This window comes from Myxococcus sp. AS-1-15 (assembly GCF_020037055.1).
Classification (GTDB): Bacteria; Myxococcota; Myxococcia; order Myxococcales; family Myxococcaceae; genus Myxococcus; species Myxococcus fulvus.
The window spans coordinates 113,477-133,063 of record NZ_JAIQDF010000017.1; the positions used below are offsets into that span (position 1 = coordinate 113,477).

A 19,587-nucleotide genomic window follows, 5' to 3' on the forward strand; every position below is an offset into this window, starting at 1 on the left:
GAGCCCACGCCCATGAAGACCCATCTCACGGTCGTTTCCTATACACGGGATTTCCAGACCCTCTTCGAGACCATCGCTGATGTGATTGAGTTACGGGAACAGCCGCACGACCAGAAGGTGCCGCGTCGTCCGCCGACGTCTCATGCCCTGGTCGAGCGCTGTCAGTACTGGCAGAACCTCCCGAACATCGCCTTGAATGTGGGCCGTCCCATCGACCTGCTGGACCTGGTGGGACATGGCTCGTCGGAGGAGTTCGAGCTCGGCGACGACACGTTCCTGGTGAGCGCAGTCGAGCCTCCTGGGGTCATCGCCATCCTGAAGCGGCTCAAGCCGCATCTCGCGCCCGACGCCCAGATCCGGCTGTTGGGCTGTGGGACAGGCGTGGGGGAGAGTGGACTGAAGATGCTGAAGAACGTCTCCAGGGCCCTGGAGCGAGAGGTGTTCGGCACGACCGTCGAGTTGCTCTCCACGGACTTCGTTCCCGGTGGCTTGAGCGAGGAGTTCACCTCGGCGTGGCTCTACTCCTCGCGCAATGACGTGCCGACCGCCGCCGGCAGCCGCGATGACACCTCCAGCCTGGTCCCGGAGCAGCCCGGGCCCTGGACGCGGAGGCTGCCGGGATTCGAGGTGATGGGGCGCGGCGAGCCCCTCTGCGGCGCGGGCTTCAGCCTCCGCGTCCAGGGGAAGCCAGTCACCGTGTCCGCGGACCGACGGTGGGTGTTCATCAAGGATGAACGGGAGCAAGCGCCCCTGATGCTGCGCTGGCCCAAGGTCGAGCCCGCGCCCGCCCTGGAGCAACTGCTGTCCACGCTGCGCTGAGCAGCGCACGCAGCGCGCTCAAGGGTGCTCGGCGCAGCGCAGGCCGAGCGCGAAGTCGAAGCGCCTGGAGGGGAGGTGGGTACTCCAGGCGACGTCGTCGTGTCGCTCCTCGAGCGGAGAGTCCCAGCGGCCTCCGGTGGAGATTCGCAGGCCCTCGTTCTCTCCTCGCGTTGAGATGCTCCGCGTCCACTCCCCCACGTTCCCCGCCATGTCGAGCAGGCCGTAGGGGCTGCGGTCCTCGGGGAAGGAGCCCACGGGGGCGGCGGCGGAGTGCCCATCGTCTCCACTGAGATTCGCTTGAGGATTTCGCCGGTCCACCACCCAGACAGTCCTCCTCCGGGGGGCCGGGTTCACCTCCGTGGCTCCGGGGCCGAGCGTCAGCCCTCCGCGAAAGGCCTTGCGCCACTCGTCCTCGGTGGGCAACTGCTTGCCCATGTATCGGCAGAAGGCCTGCGCATCGGCGGCGTCCACCCCGGTGACGGGCATGGCGGGCTCGAGCATCCGACTGAAGATGGGCAGCTTCGGCGGATGCTCCCGCCGCTCGAAGGTCTGAGGGAGGATTTGTGACTCGAAGAGCCGGAACTGCCCGTTGGTGACCTCGGTCCGGTCGAGCGAGAAGTCCGCCACCTCGACGAGGTGCTCGGGCTCTGGCGAATCCTCCGACTCCGGCTTCCAATACGGGCCCGCTGGGATGGGAATCGAATCCACCCTCGATGCCGCGCAGGTGGGGATGGGGAAGCGCAGCTCCCGCGGCGGCCCCCGCTGTCGGTCGTCGAAGTCCGGCAGTTGCCGCAGGCGCACGATGGATGGCGCGCAGCCCGGACGCTCCACGATGAGCCAGGACATGCGCGAGGGCGCCTCGACACGCTCGCGCAGGCTCCCGTCCGGCATCCGGCGGAGTCGGCTCCGCAACAGCTCCTGCGCGGAATAGGATCTGGCTTCTTCCGGGCTGGACGTTTCATCCGCGGGCCGCAGGGTCCAGTCCAGGTCCATGTCGGCAGCGCGAGTCCACTGCTGCTTCACGGGGTCGAAGTCATGGGGCTCCAGCACCAACTCGAACTCCCCCATGTTCGCGGCGGCCAGGCGGATGTCGTCCTGGCGGCGGATGGCCTCGAGCTGCTTCTCCCGGAACGCCCAGGCGGCCAGGAGGGAGACCAGGGCTATCAGGGCGAGGGCCGCGACATAGCCTCCCAACATCCACCTGCGTCGGCGTGTCAGGCTGCGCGCGCGTTGGCGACCTGCCTCCAGGAACTCGCGCGAGCGCGTCGGGAGTCGGACGTCCCACTCCGTGACACGCCAGAGCGCCTGGCTCAGCGCCTCGTCCGTCCAGGTCTCGCCAACCTGCCGCCCGCGCTGCTCCCAGAGCTGGGATGCCTGCTCCAACTGCTGAACGAGGACGCGCTCCTCGTGGGTCTCCTCGAGCCAGCGCGTCAGGTCCGGCCAGGCGAGCACGAGCGACTCGTGGGCCAGCTCGATGAAGGGCTCATCCGTCTGGGGCTCCCGGGTGACGGTCACCAGCCGATTGGTGAGGAGCCGCTCGAGGACCCGCGCCCCCTCCGCGCCCAGCCCCTCCAGCAGCTCCGTCTGAGGGCGGGGGCGGCGGGTGCCCGCGGCGGTCACCAGTCGTAGGAGCAGCGCCCGCGCCTTGTGGAACTCCTCGGTCGGGAGCTGACGCAGCAAGCGCTGTGCATGCGAGGCCAGCGCGCCACCCACGCCGCCCAGCGCCTCGTGGACGGAGGCGAGCAGCAGCCGTCGCTTCGTATCCCGCTGCTCCCAGAGCGCCATGCAGGCGAACTGCAGCAGCGGAAGGCCCGCGGCGAGCTCCTGGACTTCGGCCACCAGCCGCGGAACGAGTGAGGCGTCATCGGTCGAATAGCCGACCCGGCGCAGGGGACCGCTGATGGCCTCGTGGAGCGCCGCCGGGCCCAGTCGCGCGAGCATGAAGGCCGCCCCAAGATGGGGCCGCAGCGGCTCCTGCGAACAGTAGGCGCCCAGATAGTCATCCCTGAGCACGAGGACGACGCGCCACCGGTCATCCGCGGCGGCGATGGCGGCCAGGCACGTGGTGAACTGGAGCCGCTCCTGGGGCGCGGCGAGCGTGAAGACCTCTTCGAACGCATCGAAGGCGAGGAGCACCCGCGTCTGCGTCACCTCACCGCGCCGCCGCAGCAGCCGGACCCCTTCGCCAGGGCGCCGGGCGAGGACCTCCCTGGTGGCCTCGGCGGTAGCCTCGTCCTCGAGCCCCGCGACCAGCATGGCGGCCAGCCTCCCCAAGGGGTTCGGGCCAGGGCGTGTGACGAGCACCGACCAGCGGTCCATCTGCCGCAGGCGGGGAATCACGCCGGCATGGAGGAAGGAGCTCTTTCCGATGCCAGAGGGCCCCACCAGCGGGACGAGCGGCTCGTGGCGCAGGCGTTCGATGAACGCATCCAGCTCCGGCTCCCTGCCGAAGAAGTCCTCGGCGTCCCCCTCCGTGAAGGGGTGCAGGCCCCGGAAGGGCGTGAGGTCTCCCGCGCGGCTGTGCCCCGGGCCGAGGGCTTCCGCGAGCGCCTGGGCGACCTGCTGCGCGGAGGGCCGATGCGCGGGGGCGATGGCCAGGCATGCTCGCAGGAGTTGGCCGACGGGGAGCGCCAGCTCGCGTGGTGAGTGCTCGAGAGGCCAGGGGGAGAAGACGAAGCTCGCGAGCTGTTCATCGGTCAGCGGCCTTCGTCCCTCGAGCAATTCGAAGGCGATGATGCCGAGCGACCACACGTCGATGGCGGGTGAGGGAGGCGCTCCGTGCCAGCGCTCGGGAGCCATGTAGGCGGGAGTTCCCGATGCGGCGCCCTGCTCGGTCCCCGCGTGGCGGGCCAGTCCGAAGTCGACGACGCGGACCCGTCCGTCCCTGGGCAGCAGCACGTTCTCGGGCTTGAGGTCCGCGTGGATGATGCCATGGCGGTGGGCTTCGGCGGTTGCCTCGGCGATGGCGCGGCAGATGCGGAGCGCTTCGTTGGGACCCGGCGGCTCGTGGGTGAGTCGATGCCTCAGGGATTCGCCGTCGATGTACTCGAGCGCGAGGTAGGGGCGGCCGTGGTGCTTGCCCACGCCGTGCACCGTGATGATGTGCGGATGGTTGAAACGCGCCGTGGTCCGGGCTTCCTCCAGGAGCCGCTCCGCGTTCTGCTGGCCCAGCAGCTCGACCTTGAGGAACTTCAGCGCGACCCGGCGTCCGAGCGAGAGGTCCTGGGCGAGGAATACCTGCCCCATGGCGCCTTCACCCAGCGGCTTCAGGATGCGAAAGCCGTCCACCACGCTGTCGACTTCAAGGATGCCCTCGCTCTCGGTCAGGAGGGCGAGCTCGGGGCCTTGCGCCATGTCGCGAGTGTCCGCCACCCGGGAGGATGGGTTCAACCGGGAGGCCCACCCGACTCCCCAGGAGAGGCGCTGGGCGGGTCTCGCCATGAAAGGGCCGTGGCGGCTGGGTTGAGTCGCTCACTGGAGGGCTGTCTTGGTTGGCGTTGAAACCATCATGGGTTTCGAATGCCCGACGAAGAGGCGGAGCGATATTCCCTGCCAGTCTGTCTGGAGCCGCGAAGGAGGTTCGGGGTGGGGCATCCCAGACCTCTGCCGATTCTCTCTTGCAAAGAGAGGCGTGCGGGGCCGTCTGGGGGCGGATTGCAGTGCTCACTTTCTTACCTCTCTCAGCCTGCCGGGCTAGGGTGCGCCATCGCCCGCAGTCGTTTGGATAGAACACAGGCCATGACCGCCGCCCCCTTTCGTCTGGGAATGCTCATCCCGGAGTTCCCCACGCAGACCCATGCCTTCTTCTGGCGGGAGATCACCGCCCTGCGCGCCATGGGCGTGGAGGTGCATGTCTTCTCGACGCGGCGTCCGGTGGAGGACTGCCCCCACGAGTGGGCTGCGCATGCGGCCGCTGAGACCACGTATCTCTTTCCGCCCAGGCTCTCTTCGGCGCTGGTCTCTCCAAGGGACTTCCCGGGCATGGCCCAGGCGCTCACGTACGTCTCCAAGCTCTCGGTGGGTGTGAAGCAGAAGGCGCGGGCATTGGGGATGCTGGCCTGCGCGGTGGACTTCCTGCACCACGCGCGGGAGCGGAAGCTGGACCACGTGCATGGGCATTCGGCCGCGGATGCCGCGCATGTGCTCGCGCTGTGCCGGATCCTGGGAGGGCCGCGCTACAGCTTCCATCTCCATGGGGATTTGCCTGTGTATGGGACGGACCATGCCGCGAAGGCCTGGGATGCCACGTTCGTGGCCGCCGCCGCGCGCCCCATGCAGCGCGAGCTCATCGAGTCCGTGGGGCTTCCTCCCGAGCGGACGTATACCCTGTGGATGGGCGTGGACACGGACCGCTTCCGCCCTCCGGCGAAGCGTGCGCAGTCTCCTCGGGGACTGCACCTGGCTTCGATTGGACGACTCAATCTCTGCAAGGGGCACGTGCATACGTTCGCGGGGTTGCGCAAGGCGTTGGACCGGGGCCTGCGTGCGCACCTGACCTTGGGTGGGCGAGGGCCTCACGAGGAGGAGATCCGTCAGTCCATCGCCCGTTTCGGATTGCAGGCGCATGTGGACATGGTGGGGCCGCTCGGAGAGGCCGCCGTCATCGAGCTGCTGCACGGCGCGGATGCCTTCGTGCTGTCCAGCACGGGGCTTGGAGAGGCTTCGCCCGTCGCGGTGATGGAGGCGATGTCGTGTGGTGTCCCCGCGGTCTGCTCCATCATTGGTGGTACGCCGGACATGATCTCCGATGGGACGGATGGGCTGCTGGTGGGGCAGGGGGACGAGGAGGGGTTGGCGAAGGCCTTCCTCCGGCTCGGGCAGGACACGGCGCTGCGTGAGCGGATGTCCCGCGCGGCCCGTGAGCGTGCCGTGCGCTCCTTCGATTATCGCGAGACGAGTCGGAGCCTGCTGGATGCCATCCAGCAATCGCGTGCGCCGCAGCGCCGGGCCGCGTGACGGGCGGTCGGTCCGCGTCTGAATCCTCCGGGCTTGTGGTCTACTCGCGCCGCACCGCATCCATGTGCGGCGATTGAACGACACACCTGGGGATGACAGATGACATCGACGCGTCCGACGAAGCTGACGGTGATTGGCAGTGGCCTCATGGGAACCGCGCTGGCGCGAGCGTTCGCCACGGCTGGGCACGAGGTCGCGGTCTGGAACAGGACCCACGCCAAGGCGCAAGCGGTGGGCAGTGGAACGGCGGCGTTCGAGAAGCTGAGTGAGGCGGTCGCGGGCCGCGAGCTTGTCGTCGTCTCGCTGTCGAACTACGCGGCCTGTGCCGAGCTGTTCTCCTCGCCGGGCGTCTCAGCGGCGCTCGCGGGGAAGACGCTCGTGCAGCTCACCAGTGGGTCGCCGGCGGATGCGCGCAGTGGCCTGGAGTGGGCGAGCGCTCACGGTGTGGACTACCTGGATGCGGCGATCCTCGCTTATCCCGCGTTCGTGGCCACGGAGTACGCCACCGTCTTCTACGCCGGGTCGCGAGCTGTCTTCGAGCGACACGTGGGGACGCTCCAGGCGGTCGCGAAGAACTCCGTGTATGTCGATGAGAAGATTGGGTCGGCGGCGACGCTCGACTGCGCGATTCTCGAGGCGTACTACGGCGGCACGCTGGCGGTGCTCCACGCCGCGGCCATGTGTAAGGCAGAAGGATTGGACCCGAAGCTGTTCTTCGCCCAGAAGAACTCGTTCCTTGGATTGATTTCTGTCACCGCCGACGTCGCGCAGGGAATGGTCGAGCGCAATGACTTCACGGGCGACCAGTGCAGTCTGAATACCCATGTCGCGGCCCTCGAACACATCGTCCGGCTGAGCAGCGATGCGCGCATCAGCACCCGCTTCCCGCGGGAGTTGCTGGAGAACTACCGGCGGGCCCTCGGTGCGGGACTGGGTGAGCAGGAGTTGCCCGCGGTGTTCCGGACGTTGGAGAAGGACTGAACCTCCGATTCAGTCCCCGAGTGCGCCTGCGATTGCCGCGATGAATGTAGCTGGCGACGTGCTCTTCGGGCGATCGCTGACCTGGCCGTCTCCCAACTCGACGACACGCCAGACTCCGTCCGCGCGCAGCACGAGGTCGACCGTGACGAACGGCAGGTCAAGTGCTGCCACGGTAGATGCAATGGATTGGAGATTGGTACCCGTCGGCAGGTCACCAGGTGTATCGGGATGCGCGGTGACGAGGATGCACTGTCCATGGACCCACCACGTCCTCGCCTCCGTGGTGGTGAACTGCTCGAAGGCCCGGACGACCAGTCCGCCCGCGAAGTCCTCTCCGCGCAGCTCCAGGAACCTGCGGGCCACGGCTCGGGCCGCTGGAAGGTTCGCGGCGTCGGGGACGTACGAGGCTTCTGCCCAGGAGTGCTTGAGTGACTTCACATAGTCGCGCAGCACCGCGGGTCCCGAGCCCAATCGCGAGCAACAGGCCTCGAATGCGTCCAGGTCCGGCCCATCGGTCCAGACGGAGTGCGGGGTGAACCTGCTCAGCGCGTCGTACCATCGAGGGAGCCAGTGGGCGTTCTCGAAGCTCGACGGCGAGGTCAGCAGCGTCACCCCGCGTTGCGCGGCGGCGGCGGCGAAATCGGTGTACTGCCGTACCGTGAGCATCCATCCGCGATACAGGGCGGTGCTCGTCCGTGCGCCTTCGTCAGGTCGAGGTATCCACCGCACGGCCTCCTCGGCGGCACTTCTGCACAGGGCATCGTGATCCACGACGGCGATGGAGTGGCCGGCGGCACGCGCGGCGATGGCCTCGGGCTCGAAGTGGTCGTCCACGAGGCGAGGCGCAATCGGGTTCGATGGAAAGATGAAGAGCACCGGGGATGCACTCACTCATCTTCACCGAAGTAGTCGAGATCCAACTTCTTGACGGTGTAGGTAGCAACCTCGGTGACTCCGACGCCATGATCGATCATCAGTTTGGCAAGCTCTCCTCCATCGATGAGGACGATCTTCTTCTCGATCTGACGCACATACTCGCGGGCTTCACGGCTGAATGCGGAGGTCGTGATGAGCACACCCTTGCGGGCTCTTTGTCCCTCCAGGCTGCCAGCGAATGCCTGGACGACAGGCCGACCGACCGGTTTGGTCCAGCGCTTGGCCTGAATGTAGACAACATCAAGACCGAGGCGATCCTCCTTGATGATGCCGTCGATGCCTTCATCTCCGCTCTGCCCGACAGCCTGACCGGCGTCCTTGCGTGAGCCGCCGTAGCCCATGGTCACGAGGAGATCGACGACCAGCTTCTCGAAGAACTTCGGGTCGCAGGCCTTGATGCGCTCGAGGACTTCGTCCGCGAGGCGCCGCCGTAGCTCCTGGTAGCTGTCTTCGAGGATTTCCTCTGGTGTCTCCGTACTGGATGGAACTTCCGGAGCGGAGGCTTGCTCGTTGGAGGCCTCATGACGGAGGGCCGCGAAGGCGTTGTACTCCGGGAACTGCTCCAGGAACTTCATGTCGATGCGGCTTGGTCTGCGTTGGAGTACCTCCTGGCCCCGAGCGGTAATGCGGAACCGCCCGCGCCCGTTGGGTTCCAAGAGGCCGGCCTTCTGTAAATAAGTCTTCGCCCAGCCGACCCGGTTGTGGAGCCGCCGCTGCCGGCCACTGGGGAGCAACTCGTTGCGCTCCTCTTCGGTGGCCTTGAACTCGGCGGCGATGGATTCCACGGTCTCGCGGAGTGTGTGATCTCTACCGTCCTGGGCGAGCCGGAGGAGCGGGAGCATCGCGCTCTGAAAGTCCGGGATGGGCATGGTCAGGCAACCTTATTCATGCGGCGCCGCTTCGTACTCGGGCCTGGCCCGCTGTCTGCGGGCTGTTTCTGCTCCGCTCGAATCTGCTGGAGGAGGGCCGAGGCGGGCTCGTCTGCGGGGTCCTGAGGTGCAAGCTCACCCCGGAACGCCTTGGAAACAACGGACGCCTCCAAGGATGGCATTCGGGAGACGGCCTCTGCGCAGGCACGAGCTATGGCTCGAGCCCGAGACATGGCCGCATCAACCCTGCGAACGATCTGCGCCTGCTCGGCGAGAGAGGGCAGGGGGACGGGGAAACTTCTCAAGTCAGAGAGGTTCACCCCTTGCTGCGCAACCCCTTTGGTCCGACCAGCGAGGAGCGCAGTTGCGGCTGGCGATGCCAGTAGATACATGACGAACCGGGGATCCACACTTGGCAACACGGGAAGCATCGCGACTTCGCGACTGATGTTCATCCCGCGCATCTCTTCAGATGCCACAGCCACACCGCCGACGGTGCCACGAATCGCAAGCAGAACCTCACCACCGACCAAACGGGTGCGTGCGTACTGCTGCTCAATCGAAGGAGCAACTCGCTTGAGCAACGCGAGGTCGATGCTGAAGTCCTTCAGGTCACCACAGCGAACCGTCGGTACTCCATCTACCGTCTCATCGCCCGTCTGAACGATGCCGTAGGGCACGCCTCGGCTCGGATCGCACAGGCCCTCGACAGGCGCCACGACCCACCCATGGTCAGAGACAGGACCAAAGGCTTCCGCCTCATCGTTGCACTCGGGCTCCTGGTACTCGGTCTTCCATTTCTCATCCTTAGGTACCTTGCTCTTGGCCCGCATTCGCTCCAACTCGGTCGCTTCCCAACGGCGCCGACGCTCTGTGCGGAGGCGCTCCAGCAGCTTCGATGCAGGTTCCACGTTCGGGTTGTCAGTGCGCCAGTCTCGCGTCAGGTCGCCTCGGAACGCGGCTGCGAGAATCGACTGCCGAAACCGCTCCAACAGCGCCGGGATGGCGTCCAAGGCTTCTTTTGCGCGGCGGCTGCGGGCCAGGAGGGCTTCTAGCTTGGCGACGATGCGTCGCTGCTCGTTGAGCGGTGGTACGGGAACGTGGATCTTTCCGAGGGCTGCTTGGTTGACCTTTGGCAAGACCGTTCGACCCTGATCAAGCGACACCCTTGCGGTGAACTCGTCTGAGAGCAGCCATCGCAACAGGAACCGAGGGTCGAGGTTCGTGGACACTGGGTACATGTCCGCGCTGCACAGCCCCTCGAAGTCAACAAGAACTGCCTTGGCAAGGTAAGGCCGAATCTTCGAGTACAAAATCTGTCCAGCTCGGAACTGATGCTTGGGACTCGTCACCTTGTCTGCGGCTACAGTCGAGTAGGGCAGGAGCCTTCCTGTCTTCGACTCGATGTGGTTCGGCGCGATGTGCGGGGCATCGGGGAGGGCCTTAGGGTCGACGAGGTCGGACTCGATGGAGGCCACCTCGTCGAATTGGGCCCACGTCCATCCCGGCGGGAGAAGTCGGCGACCCATCATGTTGCCTCCACTTCTTCCGTCTCCAGAAGCGACTCCAGTCCCTCGATCTGCGACAAGGCGGTCTGAAGCTGCTCACGGATCTCGGCGGCGATAACCTCGGGTTCAGGCAGGTCGTCGGTGCTGCCGAGTCCCTCGTCCTTGAGCCAGAGCACGTCCAGGTTGTCGCCCCGGGCTTTGATCTCCTCGCGGCTAAACTTCCGGAATCGCCCCTCGTCACTTTGGTCCCTTCGCTTGCTCTTGCCGTAGGGGGCGTCGCCAAACGCTTGCCCGAAGTCCTTGAAGTGCTTCTCCGTCAGTGGAGTCCGTTTCCCGAAGGCTGGGGCGTTCGTCCGCATGTCGAAGAACCAGACGGCCTTCGTGTTGCCCTTATCCGTGTGCCCCCGCGTAAAGAACAGTACGTTGGTCTTGACCCCCTGCGCGTAGAAGATGCCCGTCGGCAGCCGCAGGACCGTGTGCAGGTCACACTTGTCCATGAGGTCGGCGCGGATCTCCTGACCGACGTTCTCCTCGAAGAGCACGTTGTCCGGAACGACGATGGCCGCGCGACCACCGGGCTTCAGGCCCCGGTAGACGTGCTCCAAGAACGCGAGCTGCTTGTTCGAGGTGGGGAACGTGAAGTCGTCGCGCTCGGGCTTGCCGCCGCCTTTCTTGGTCCCGAACGGCGGGTTCGTGATGATGATGTCCGCCTTCGGTAAGTCGCGCCCGACAGGCGAGAGCGTGTCACCGAGGATTAGCTCACCCTCCAAGTCGTGCAGGGCCATGTTCATCAGGGCCAAACGACGGGTCTCCGGAACCAGTTCCACGCCATAGAACGCCTTCTTGCGCTGGAACTCCTGCTGCTTTTCCGTGAGGTCGAAGTAGTTGTCGGTCTGGGCTCGGACATACCGGTCGGCGGCAATGAGGAACCCGCCAGTGCCGGCGGCCGGGTCCTGCACGGTCTCACCTGGCTGCGGCTTTACCACCGCGATGATCGCGTCAACGAGAGGTCGCGGCGTGAAGTACTGGCCAGCACCGGACTTCACCTCCGTGGCGTTTTTCTCCAAGAGCCCTTCATAGAGATCTCCGAGGCTCTCCCGATCCACTCCGTACCAGTCGATCGCATCAAGCGCCCTGACGAGTGCGTTCAGATTTTTCGGATGCCGGAGGGAAGTGCTGGCGTTCGTGTAGATGTCCTGGACGCGCTGTTTGCCGTGGGTGCCGAGGTGGAGAAGCAACTCCCGATAGAATCGGAGCTGTTCAGTGCCCTCGCGTTTGGCAAGGTCGTCCCAGCGATAGCCCTTGGGGAGCTGGTCCTCACCTTTGTTCTCTCTCCTCTCTTTCGCCATCTTCAAGAACAACAAGTAGGCCAGCTCTGCGACGTACTGGTGGTAGGTCACCCCGTCTTCGCGGAGGAGGGAGCAGAGGTTCCAGAGCTTCTGTACGAGATCGTTCGCGTTGGTGTTCATCCGGTCGCCTTGCCACCTTGTTGCCAGAGGGCGTCGCTCAGGTCAGTAAGAACCTGCTCCAGCCGGCCCTCGAAGACCTTGTTGATGTGCGTGAAACCGCCACTCGCTTCGAACTGCCCCCGGTCGAAAGCGTCCTTGTCCATGACGGTCTCGACCTTGAGCTGCCTGGCAATCCGCTCCAGCCACTTCCGCTGAGGTGGCGTCCACGCGTTCGCCTCCAAGACTCCGCGTAGGGCGCGATCCACTCGCTCGGAGTAGGGGACCAGTGCTTCACCCAGGGCCCGCTGTCGGATGAAGCCGATGATGGAGGCGGCGATGTCCTGGTTGGTCATGTCCCTCCACGCGGTCTGGAGCGAGGCCTCGTTGTATCCGGCCCGGTCGAGCGCCAGCTTCAGCTCCTTGAGTTGCTGCCGCGTCAGTTCCCGCGGTCGCTGGCACACAACCATCAGGGCCGGCATCACGTTCTGGTTCTTCCGGATGAAGGTCTCGAACTCATCCAGGTAGTCCTTCGGCCGCACGCGCCCTGGGCCATAGCCACGCTCCACGGACTTCAGCTGGTCCGCGTGGTCGCTGACGTAGACGACCGGCCCGGGTCCCGTGGTGGTGTCGAGGAGCTCGCCGAGCTGAGGGCGGCTCGAAATCCAGGCAGCTATCTCCACGGGAGGCTTCGTCCGGAGGAAGGTCAGCACGTCCGCGACGGGCATTCCAGCGATGGCCTCGAAGGGCTCGGCCAGTTTGTTCTCCAGGACCCGCCGCTTCCGCCGCAGCTTCACCACCAACTGGTCGATGACCTGTCGCTGCACGTCCGAGTCCTTGAGGCGCCGCAGCTCCTCGATGAGCTGCGAGAACGTGAAGGCGGGGTTCACGACCACCGGTCTCATCGACGTGAACGGCTCCAGCGCGGCATAGAGGTCCACGGCATCGAAGACGCGGAAGACCTCCTTGCCGATATCGTCGCACCGGCGGGTCCCTCGGCCGAGCATCTGCTCGTAGAGGATGCGGCTCTTCACCCTCCGCAGGAACACGAGGTTCACGATAGGGGGTACGTCGATGCCGGTGGTGAGCAGGTCCACCGTGACGGCGATGCTCGGTCGTTTCTCGTTCTTGAACCGACGGATGAGCTGGAGGGGCTTGTCCGAGCTGCCAGTGATCTTCATCACGGCGTTGTCGTCCACGCCCCCATATTGGGCGTCCAACGCCTTCTTCAAGGCGGCCACCACGATGTCCGCGTGAGAATCCGTGGCGCAGAAGATGAGCGTCTTCCCGTCAGCGGAGGGGTCGATCTGCCGTGCCAGTTCCTCGCAGACGACGCGATTGAAGTTCTCGGTGACGACCCGCGTGTTGAACGACTCCACGTCGAAGGACAGCTCGTCCTTCATATGGATGAGGTCGATTTGCTGGGTCTGGGTGTTGTAGGTCGGGACCTCCTCGCCGCTGGCCCAGCGGATGCCTCCGTCGGACAACTCCGTCGTGATGCGGAGTGGGGGCTCATGGTCCACGAGCCATCCGTCGATGACGGCCTCCGGGTAGCTGTAGGTGTAGACCGGATCTCCGAAGATCTGGGTCGTGTGCAGCGCCGGCGTCGCAGTGAGGCCAATCTTCACGGCGTCGAAGTGGTCCAGGACGCGGCGGTACGTGCTGATGTAATCGTCCTGACTCCGGAAGCTCAGCTCCGAGTCGCTCATCTCCCGGTCGAGCGTGTAGCCGCGATGGCACTCGTCCACGACGATGCAGTCGTAGTCGTCCACCTTGGGGCGCTCACTACCCTCCGTGTAGAGGATGCGCTTCACCATCCCTTGGACCGTGGCGAAGTGGAGCTTCGTCTCCGGGTCTGGTCGAACATCCTCCATGCCCTTCACGTTGAAGATGTCCGTGAAGGTCTGGAGGTTCTCCAGGCGCGCATGCTTGAAGGCGTTGATGGCCTGTTCTCCCAGGGCGCTCCGGTCCACGAGGAAGAGCACCCGCCGAAAGCGCCGGGTCTTCACGAGCCGATAGACGAGCCCGATGAACGTGCGCGTCTTTCCGGTGCCCGTGGCCATGGCGATCAGGCCTTCACGGCGTCCGTTCTCCAGCGCCGCCTCGACAGCCTGGATGGCCTTGACCTGGTAGTCACGAAGGCCGAGGTACTCAGTAGGCTCCGCGCGCAGGGCCGTTTCCGACGCGGCGCGGTCCTGCTGGAGCAGGTCACGCAGCCCCACTGGGGAGTACCAGCCAGCGAGTGCTCGGGGATGGTGGGTCGAACGCCGAGCATCGAGGAAGTGGATTCCGCTCTTCAGCTCGAGCTGGCGCAAGTACGGTCTGCCATTCGTCGCGAAGAGGAACGGCACCTGGTACTTGTCCCAGGGCCCCCCTGGGAGCACCTCTTCCCCCTGGCGCTGGTAGCCCTCGCTGTACCGTTTCGCCTGCTGGATGGCCCCGGCCGCATCCTTGCGGCGACGCTTGGCCTCGACCACGGCCAGGACCTCGAGGCCCGCGAAGAGGACGTAGTCCGCGGGGCCACTCGCCGTGGGCCACTCCGAGATGGCCAGGTTGCGTCCACGCTGCGGACGCGTGCCGGCCGCGAACGTCAGGCTCTGTGAGTCAGCCTCCCAACCGGCTTGACGGAGCTGCTCGTCGATGAGCTGCCTCGTGTCTGCTTCGTCCAGGTCCAGGTCCGCGCCGGCTGCTTGTGCCTGCTGGACGAGGCGGTCGAGCTGTTGGGTGGGCTTCGCCGCGGCTTGGAGTTGCACGGCGTCGAGGCTGGCCTTGAGCTTGGTCTCGGCCTCCTCGGCGAGTGCTTGCCAGACCTCACGTTCTTCTGCGTCCCTCCGGCCTCGCTCTTCCGCGGTGAGTCGTTGCCGGGCTTCCTCGTCGGCCGCGGCTCGAGAGGCCTCGGCGCTGAGCCTGGCCTGTGCGAGCTCGCTTCTGAGTCGCTCCAACTCCTGGGCGAGCGCTTGCGACTCCCGAACCGGATCGGGCGGAGGAATGAACGGACCCGGATTGAAGCCCTTCTCCGTGCCGAAGCTCCGGTGGAACCAGATGGCGAGCACCCGGGCGAGCTTCAGCCCGTGGAGGGCCTGGCTGTGCGTCCCTCGGGCTTCGTGCGCGGCGACGTTTCCGGCTCGACGGAGGTCATGGAGAACCTGTCGAACCTCGACAGTGAGCGCGCCGCGCGAATCCAGCGCCCGGATGAGGTCCACCTGGGGCTGGTCCGCGGAGGAGAACAGGCCGAGGCTCGCGGCGGCCCGCTGTGCGAGGACCTCCGCGAACTGCCGGAGCTTCATCAAGCAGGTCGTGGGATCTTCCGCGAAGTACCGCTCTGCCTGTGCTCCCAATGCGACCAGGAGCGGGTCGTGAATCCGCAGGAACTCGAAATTCGATGAGCGCGGTAGAAGGGTGGGCACACGGTGATGCTACCTCCGGAATAGCGATTTCCGAGGTTCTCGCGCGGAGGGTGGAAATGGACCTCCGCGCAGGTGTCCGGACGTCCTGGTCGCCTTCCTCCGCGCTGCGCGGCGAGTGCGTGCGGCCACTGTTGGCTTCTTCGAGCGTGTCAGTCGTGCGTGCCAGGATTTGGGGGCTTTCCGTGGAAGGCTGCGAGAGGAAGAGGAATGCGTGCTGGCCTTTGGGTGGTGGGTGTCGCCCTGCTGTTCGTGGGCTGCGCTGGGGCTGAGTCGTCGACTCGCAGGGACACGTTCCATCAGCGCGCGGGACTTCCCGGGGAGCGGTGGGGCGTTTCGGGCGAGGACCCCGAACGCGAACAGGAAGCCGAAGAGGCCGACACCTCATCGAGGCAACCGCTCTACCGCCGCCACATGTTCCGGGAGTCTGTGTCCCTCGGGGCAGGCCGTAGGCAGCAGGATGCGTTCGATGTCCTGCTTCAGAGTGCGGGACTCGAAGAGCGCGACACGCGGCCAGTCGCGGGAAGTTCTCTCTCACCGACTCACGCGGCGCGACTCCTCAAAACGCTGTTGAAGAGGGACGTGACGCTCGGCCAGTTTCCTGCGCGTGTCGCGGTGGGCTTCCTGTTGCGGGAGGTGCTGGCGACGGGTGAGGTGTCGCGGGGGGAGCTGGTGCGCCGGGTGGCGCGCTTCAACCATCTGGCGGTGCTTCGGCCTGACGGGCGCCTCGCATGGGTGCATAGCGGAAGGACACAGCAACGGGTGGGGGATGTGGAGTGGAAGGACGGGGCCTTTCGAGCGCACGGCTTCGAACTGGGTCGCTTCTACGATGGGCGGACTGGCGTCTTCCGGTTGCTGAACGACGAGCTGCGGGAGGAGAACGGCTTCCCACTGGCCGACGTCCACGATGATGCCGACGTCATCAGCCGCACCCTGGACGGGGCCGAAGAGGCGTTCGTCGGGCTCGCCCTCGCGGTGGGCAAGTTCTTCTCGACGTCACCAGCGGACAACCTCGCGGCGCTCCGGGAGATGCCCGCCGCAGTGGTGGCACTACTGGAGTCATCGCCCGAGTACCTGGAGCGCTTCCAGTACATGACGCGGGGCGAGCAGGTGCAGGCCGTCTCCAGACTGGTGACGAACCTCGTGGCCACCTGGGGGACCGTGTCCGCCGCGACGCGCACGCTGGGGGGAACAGGCTTCGCCACGTCAGAGGTCCCAGCGCTCGTGTTGGCCGCCGATGGCACCGTCGCCATGCGACTCGTGTCCGCATCGACGGGGCGTGCTGCGGCGGTGCTGAGCGGTGGGCCAGGCGCCGCCATCGTCCTTCAGCGCGCAGGGGAGGGAGGAGGCTCCAGTTCGACGCCACCCGCTGGCCCTGGCGGCATGAAGTCCTACTCGTCGTTCAAGTCCTTCAAGCGAGCGATGGGCCCCGCAGGTCCGGGGAAGGAGTGGCACCACATCGTCGAGCAGACCGACGGCAATGTGGGGAGGTTCGGACCGAAGGCGATCCACAACACGGAGAACGTCGTCGCGCTCGACAAGGAACTTCACATGAAGGTCAGCGCGTTCTATTCGTCGAACCAGCGCATCTCAGGAGGCAAGACTGTGCGTGAGTGGCTTAGGGCTCAATCGTATGAGGCTCAGCGCGAATTTGGGTTGAACATCCTTCGCGACTTCGGAGCTCTCCCTTAATGAAGACGCCCGCAAAGTCGTTGTCGCTTCAAGCCCTTGGTGCGCTCTATGCGGAGGCTGCCGCTGCACATGGTGCTGGGAGCGAGTCCGGCGACTACCGAGCGACCAACGCACAATTTCGCAGGATTGACGCGGCCTGGAGAGAGCTTCGAGCACGAGGCGCTGAGGGCACAGGCGTGCTTGCGAGTTTGATGGTCAGCGAGAATCCACACGTGAGGGGATGGGCGGCTTCGCACGTCCTAGAGGCAATGCCCGAGGCTGCGGAAGCTGTTCTTGGCGAACTCGCTAATGGCCCCCCCGGGGTCGCCCGGTTCAATGCGGAGATGGTTCTGAAAGAGTGGCGGGCCGGTTCCTTGAAGTTCGACTGAGGAAGGGGCAATGGCGCTATCGATTTCGCAGTTGGTCGAGGAGTTTGCAGAGAACGTCGCCGCCCAAACGGACTCCATTTGGCGCGGTGATGCCAAGACCGGGAACAAGCATGCGAATCGATGCATCGCCGCGTTCAAGAAGCTGCGTGCTCACGGAGATTCAGGGCGGGACGCGCTGGCCCAGTTGTTCACGCACCCACGGATGGACGTGCGCACCGCTGCTGCGACCTACCTGCTTCGGTACAGAACCGTAGAAGCCAAGGCCGTGCTCGAAGAAGCGGCGAAGGGCGAAGGGCTCATTCCCTTTGAGGCTCAGGAGGCGTTGAAGCGCTGGGCAGAAGGCGCCTGGAGCCTCGATCCGGAGTAGCGCCAGCAGCGCGCTCGCTTGGCCAGGAGAGAAGAGGTCCCCCGACTTGCTGGCCTGTGTCGGCTCGCGCTCGTCGAACTTCACCTAAGAGCGCTCGTGTCGTTACCCGGACTGGCGTAACGCCGTAGTAACGCCACTCAGCGGTCAAAAACGAACGGGGTTGGACAGTTCGCACCGTCCAACCCCGCGTTTTTACATGTCCCCGACGGGATTCGAACCCGTGTTACCGGCTTGAAAGGCCAGCGTCCTGGGCCTCTAGACGACGGGGACGTCGTCACTGCATGAGTCGCGGGGGGATCGAACCCCCGACCCTCGGCTTAAAAGGCCGGTGCTCTACCATCTGAGCTAGCGACTCGCACTATTCTTTTGTCCAAAATCCTCGGGCAACCCTCCTGGGCCCCGGAGGCAGGCGCTTCCTACCAGCACTCCTTCGCGCTTTCCACTGGCGAGCGCACGTCCGGCATCCTGACAGTGGCGTGCTCGTCACTTCGGGCACACCCGTCCCCTCGGCCCCCACCTCCGTCAGCCATCGGCGGTATACAAGTCCCATGTCCCAGGACCTCTCCCCAGATGAGCACGATGACCTGGAGGCCGAGGACGGCGAGGAGAAGGCTCCGTTCCGTCGCTACCTCACCCGCTCGGGCGCCGAGCGGATGCACCGGGAACTCATCCGCCTGCTCAACGAGGAGCGCCCCAAGGTCACCGCCGAGGTCTCCGCCGCTGCCGCCCAGGGCGACCGCTCCGAGAACGCCGAATACATCTACGGCAAGAAGCGCCTGCGCGAAATCGACCGCCGCATCCGCTTCCTCCAGCGCCGCCTGGACACCGCCACCATCGTCACGCCTGCTGAACAGACCGACCGTGCACACGTCTACTTCGGCGCCACCGTCACCCTGGAGGACGAGGACGGCCAGCGCACCACGTACCAGATTGTCGGGTCCGACGAGATCGACGCCGCCGGAGGTCGCATCAGCGTGGAGTCCCCCATTGGACGCGCCCTCCTGCGCAAGGGCGTGGGCGACACCGTGGAGGTGCGCCGCCCCCGCGGTGAAATCGAGCTGTCCATCGTCGACATCCGCTACGACTGAGTGAGGACGCCCCCATGCCTCGGACGCTGCCCATCAACCCCCGCTTCCGCCGCATCTATCAGCACCTGAGCGGGGCGGACCTGGCCGCGCCCGAGCTCGAGGAGCTCTCCCTCGAGGACCTCGGCCTGGGCGACTCGCAGAAGTCCCGCGTCGGCCTGCTCTTCGGCACCTACAGCCACCCGGGCCTCGAGCGCGTCCTGCGCGCCTACGGCCTCATCCAGCGCGCCGAGGAGCGCGTGGGTCCCGTGGAGCTGCGCGTCCAGGGCGAGGACCCCTTCCGCCCCCGCGTCATCCTCTGGAGCCGCCGCTTCTACGCCCCCGTCGCCGACCTCTCCCTGCGCATGGCCACCGGCGCCGAAGTCGGCCTGGGCGACGCGCTCGCCACCGCGCCCCTGCTCTACGTGGACGCGCTCCTGCTCCAGAACCCGGGTCGCCCCTTCGACTGGCACCGCCCGCCGCTCCCTGGCCAGAGCCACCCCGGGCTCGCGCTCTCCGCGCAACTGCTCGAGGTGCTCATGCTCATGGCCCGCCGCATCGGCGCGGAGGCGCTGGCCCTCACGCCCTCCACCTTCGCCGCCGCCAGCGTCTATGACCGGCGCTTCCTCTTCGTGGACGGCGCCGCCCAGGGCCGCTTCCTCGCCATGCGCGACGCCGGAAGAGGCCGCCCGCGCTGGCTGCTCGCGTGGGCCGTGGAGCTGGGCTGCCTGCGCGACGCGGAAGGGCAGCCCGTTCCCTTCACCCCCATGCCCATGCTCGCGCCCCTGAGCCGCCGGTTGATCCGCACGTTCGACGCGAAGCGCTGGGCCGAGGCACGCGAGCAGACCGGACGACAGCCCCTCACGCTCGACGAGGAGGCGCTCCAGCAGCGCTTCCCCTGGCAACGCATGCCCCCGGGGCCTCCTCCCGAGCGATTGGCGGAGCTGCTCGGGTATGATCCGCTCGCCCCCGTGCTGGCCCACTGAGCCGCGCGCCCCCGGAGTGTCGGCCAGCCCACGTCACCCCCTCAGCGAACGCTTCGACGGGAGGACCGGTGCGGGGCGTGGGGTTTCGAACAGCCCGCGTTCACGCACGAACACGGCTGCTTCCGTGGGAGCCGCTGCGTATATTGGAGTGAGCGTCAGGCACAGCCACGTCGCACGGTCACCAGCGGTCGC

General features: G+C 66.2%; 13 protein-coding genes and 2 tRNA genes. 7 read left to right on the forward strand and 8 right to left on the reverse strand.

Annotated elements, in window-relative coordinates:
* Positions 1-12: 12 nt before the first annotated feature.
* Positions 13-819 (forward strand): DUF4347 domain-containing protein, encoded by an 807-nt coding sequence (locus K8625_RS35340; protein WP_223747648.1) that lies wholly within the window; start codon positions 13-15, stop codon positions 817-819.
* Positions 820-837: 18 nt separating this feature from the next.
* On the opposite strand, the gene K8625_RS35345 is transcribed toward K8625_RS35340, so the two are convergent.
* The gene (locus tag K8625_RS35345) at positions 838-4,173 is read right to left on the reverse strand and encodes a bifunctional serine/threonine-protein kinase/formylglycine-generating enzyme family protein (protein ID WP_223785168.1); all 3,336 of its coding nucleotides are present in this window, start codon (positions 4,171-4,173) and stop codon (positions 838-840) included.
* 384 nt (positions 4,174-4,557) lie between these two features.
* Between K8625_RS35345 and K8625_RS35350 the strand changes: the two genes are divergently transcribed.
* Positions 4,558-5,775, forward strand: a complete 1,218-nt coding sequence (locus tag K8625_RS35350) for a glycosyltransferase family 4 protein (protein WP_223785169.1) — start codon at positions 4,558-4,560, stop codon at positions 5,773-5,775.
* 99 nt (positions 5,776-5,874) lie between these two features.
* Positions 5,875-6,756, forward strand: coding sequence for an NAD(P)-dependent oxidoreductase (locus K8625_RS35355; RefSeq protein ID WP_223785170.1), 882 nt, complete (start codon positions 5,875-5,877; stop codon positions 6,754-6,756).
* A 9-nt stretch (positions 6,757-6,765) separates the two neighbouring features.
* On the opposite strand, the gene K8625_RS35360 is transcribed toward K8625_RS35355, so the two are convergent.
* Genes K8625_RS35360 through hsdR form a run of 5 tightly spaced genes read right to left on the reverse strand, consistent with a single transcriptional unit; the run spans position 6,766 to position 14,921 of the window.
* Positions 6,766-7,632, reverse strand: coding sequence for an ATP-grasp domain-containing protein (locus tag K8625_RS35360; protein ID WP_223785171.1), 867 nt, complete (start codon positions 7,630-7,632; stop codon positions 6,766-6,768).
* Positions 7,633-7,643: 11 nt separating this feature from the next.
* Positions 7,644-8,561 (reverse strand): restriction endonuclease, encoded by a 918-nt coding sequence (locus K8625_RS35365; protein ID WP_223785172.1) that lies wholly within the window; start codon positions 8,559-8,561, stop codon positions 7,644-7,646.
* Between the two features lie 2 nt (positions 8,562-8,563).
* Entirely contained in the window at positions 8,564-10,093 is a 1,530-nt protein-coding gene (locus K8625_RS35370) for a restriction endonuclease subunit S (protein WP_223785173.1), read from the reverse strand.
* Positions 10,090-11,538, reverse strand: coding sequence for an N-6 DNA methylase (locus tag K8625_RS35375; RefSeq protein WP_223785174.1), 1,449 nt, complete (start codon positions 11,536-11,538; stop codon positions 10,090-10,092). The genes K8625_RS35370 and K8625_RS35375 overlap by 4 nt, the downstream gene beginning before the upstream one ends.
* The gene (gene hsdR / locus K8625_RS35380; protein WP_223785175.1) at positions 11,535-14,921 is read right to left on the reverse strand and encodes a type I restriction-modification system endonuclease; all 3,387 of its coding nucleotides are present in this window, start codon (positions 14,919-14,921) and stop codon (positions 11,535-11,537) included. The genes K8625_RS35375 and hsdR overlap by 4 nt, the downstream gene beginning before the upstream one ends.
* 207 nt (positions 14,922-15,128) lie before the next feature.
* Here hsdR and K8625_RS35385 point away from each other — a divergent pair, with 207 nt between their 5' ends.
* Both K8625_RS35385 and K8625_RS35395 read left to right on the forward strand, forming a co-directional pair.
* Positions 15,129-16,610: a hypothetical protein gene (locus tag K8625_RS35385; RefSeq protein ID WP_223785176.1), complete on the forward strand. Its 1,482-nt coding sequence runs from the start codon at positions 15,129-15,131 to the stop codon at positions 16,608-16,610.
* A 378-nt stretch (positions 16,611-16,988) separates the two neighbouring features.
* Positions 16,989-17,345: a DUF2019 domain-containing protein gene (locus tag K8625_RS35395; protein WP_141332889.1), complete on the forward strand. Its 357-nt coding sequence runs from the start codon at positions 16,989-16,991 to the stop codon at positions 17,343-17,345.
* A gap of 197 nt (positions 17,346-17,542) precedes the next feature.
* Here the strand turns inward: K8625_RS35395 and K8625_RS35400 are convergent.
* Both K8625_RS35400 and K8625_RS35405 read right to left on the reverse strand, forming a co-directional pair.
* A tRNA-Glu gene (locus K8625_RS35400) sits at positions 17,543-17,615 on the reverse strand.
* A 12-nt stretch (positions 17,616-17,627) separates the two neighbouring features.
* Positions 17,628-17,700 (reverse strand) — tRNA-Lys (locus K8625_RS35405).
* Positions 17,701-17,893: 193 nt separating this feature from the next.
* Between K8625_RS35405 and greB the strand changes: the two genes are divergently transcribed.
* A complete protein-coding gene (gene greB / locus K8625_RS35410; protein ID WP_141327954.1) occupies positions 17,894-18,433 on the forward strand; it encodes a transcription elongation factor GreB in 540 nt (179 codons plus the stop codon).
* Positions 18,434-18,447: 14 nt separating this feature from the next.
* Positions 18,448-19,395, forward strand: coding sequence for a deacetylase (locus K8625_RS35415; RefSeq protein ID WP_223747657.1), 948 nt, complete (start codon positions 18,448-18,450; stop codon positions 19,393-19,395).
* The last annotated feature ends 192 nt before the right edge of the window (positions 19,396-19,587 follow it).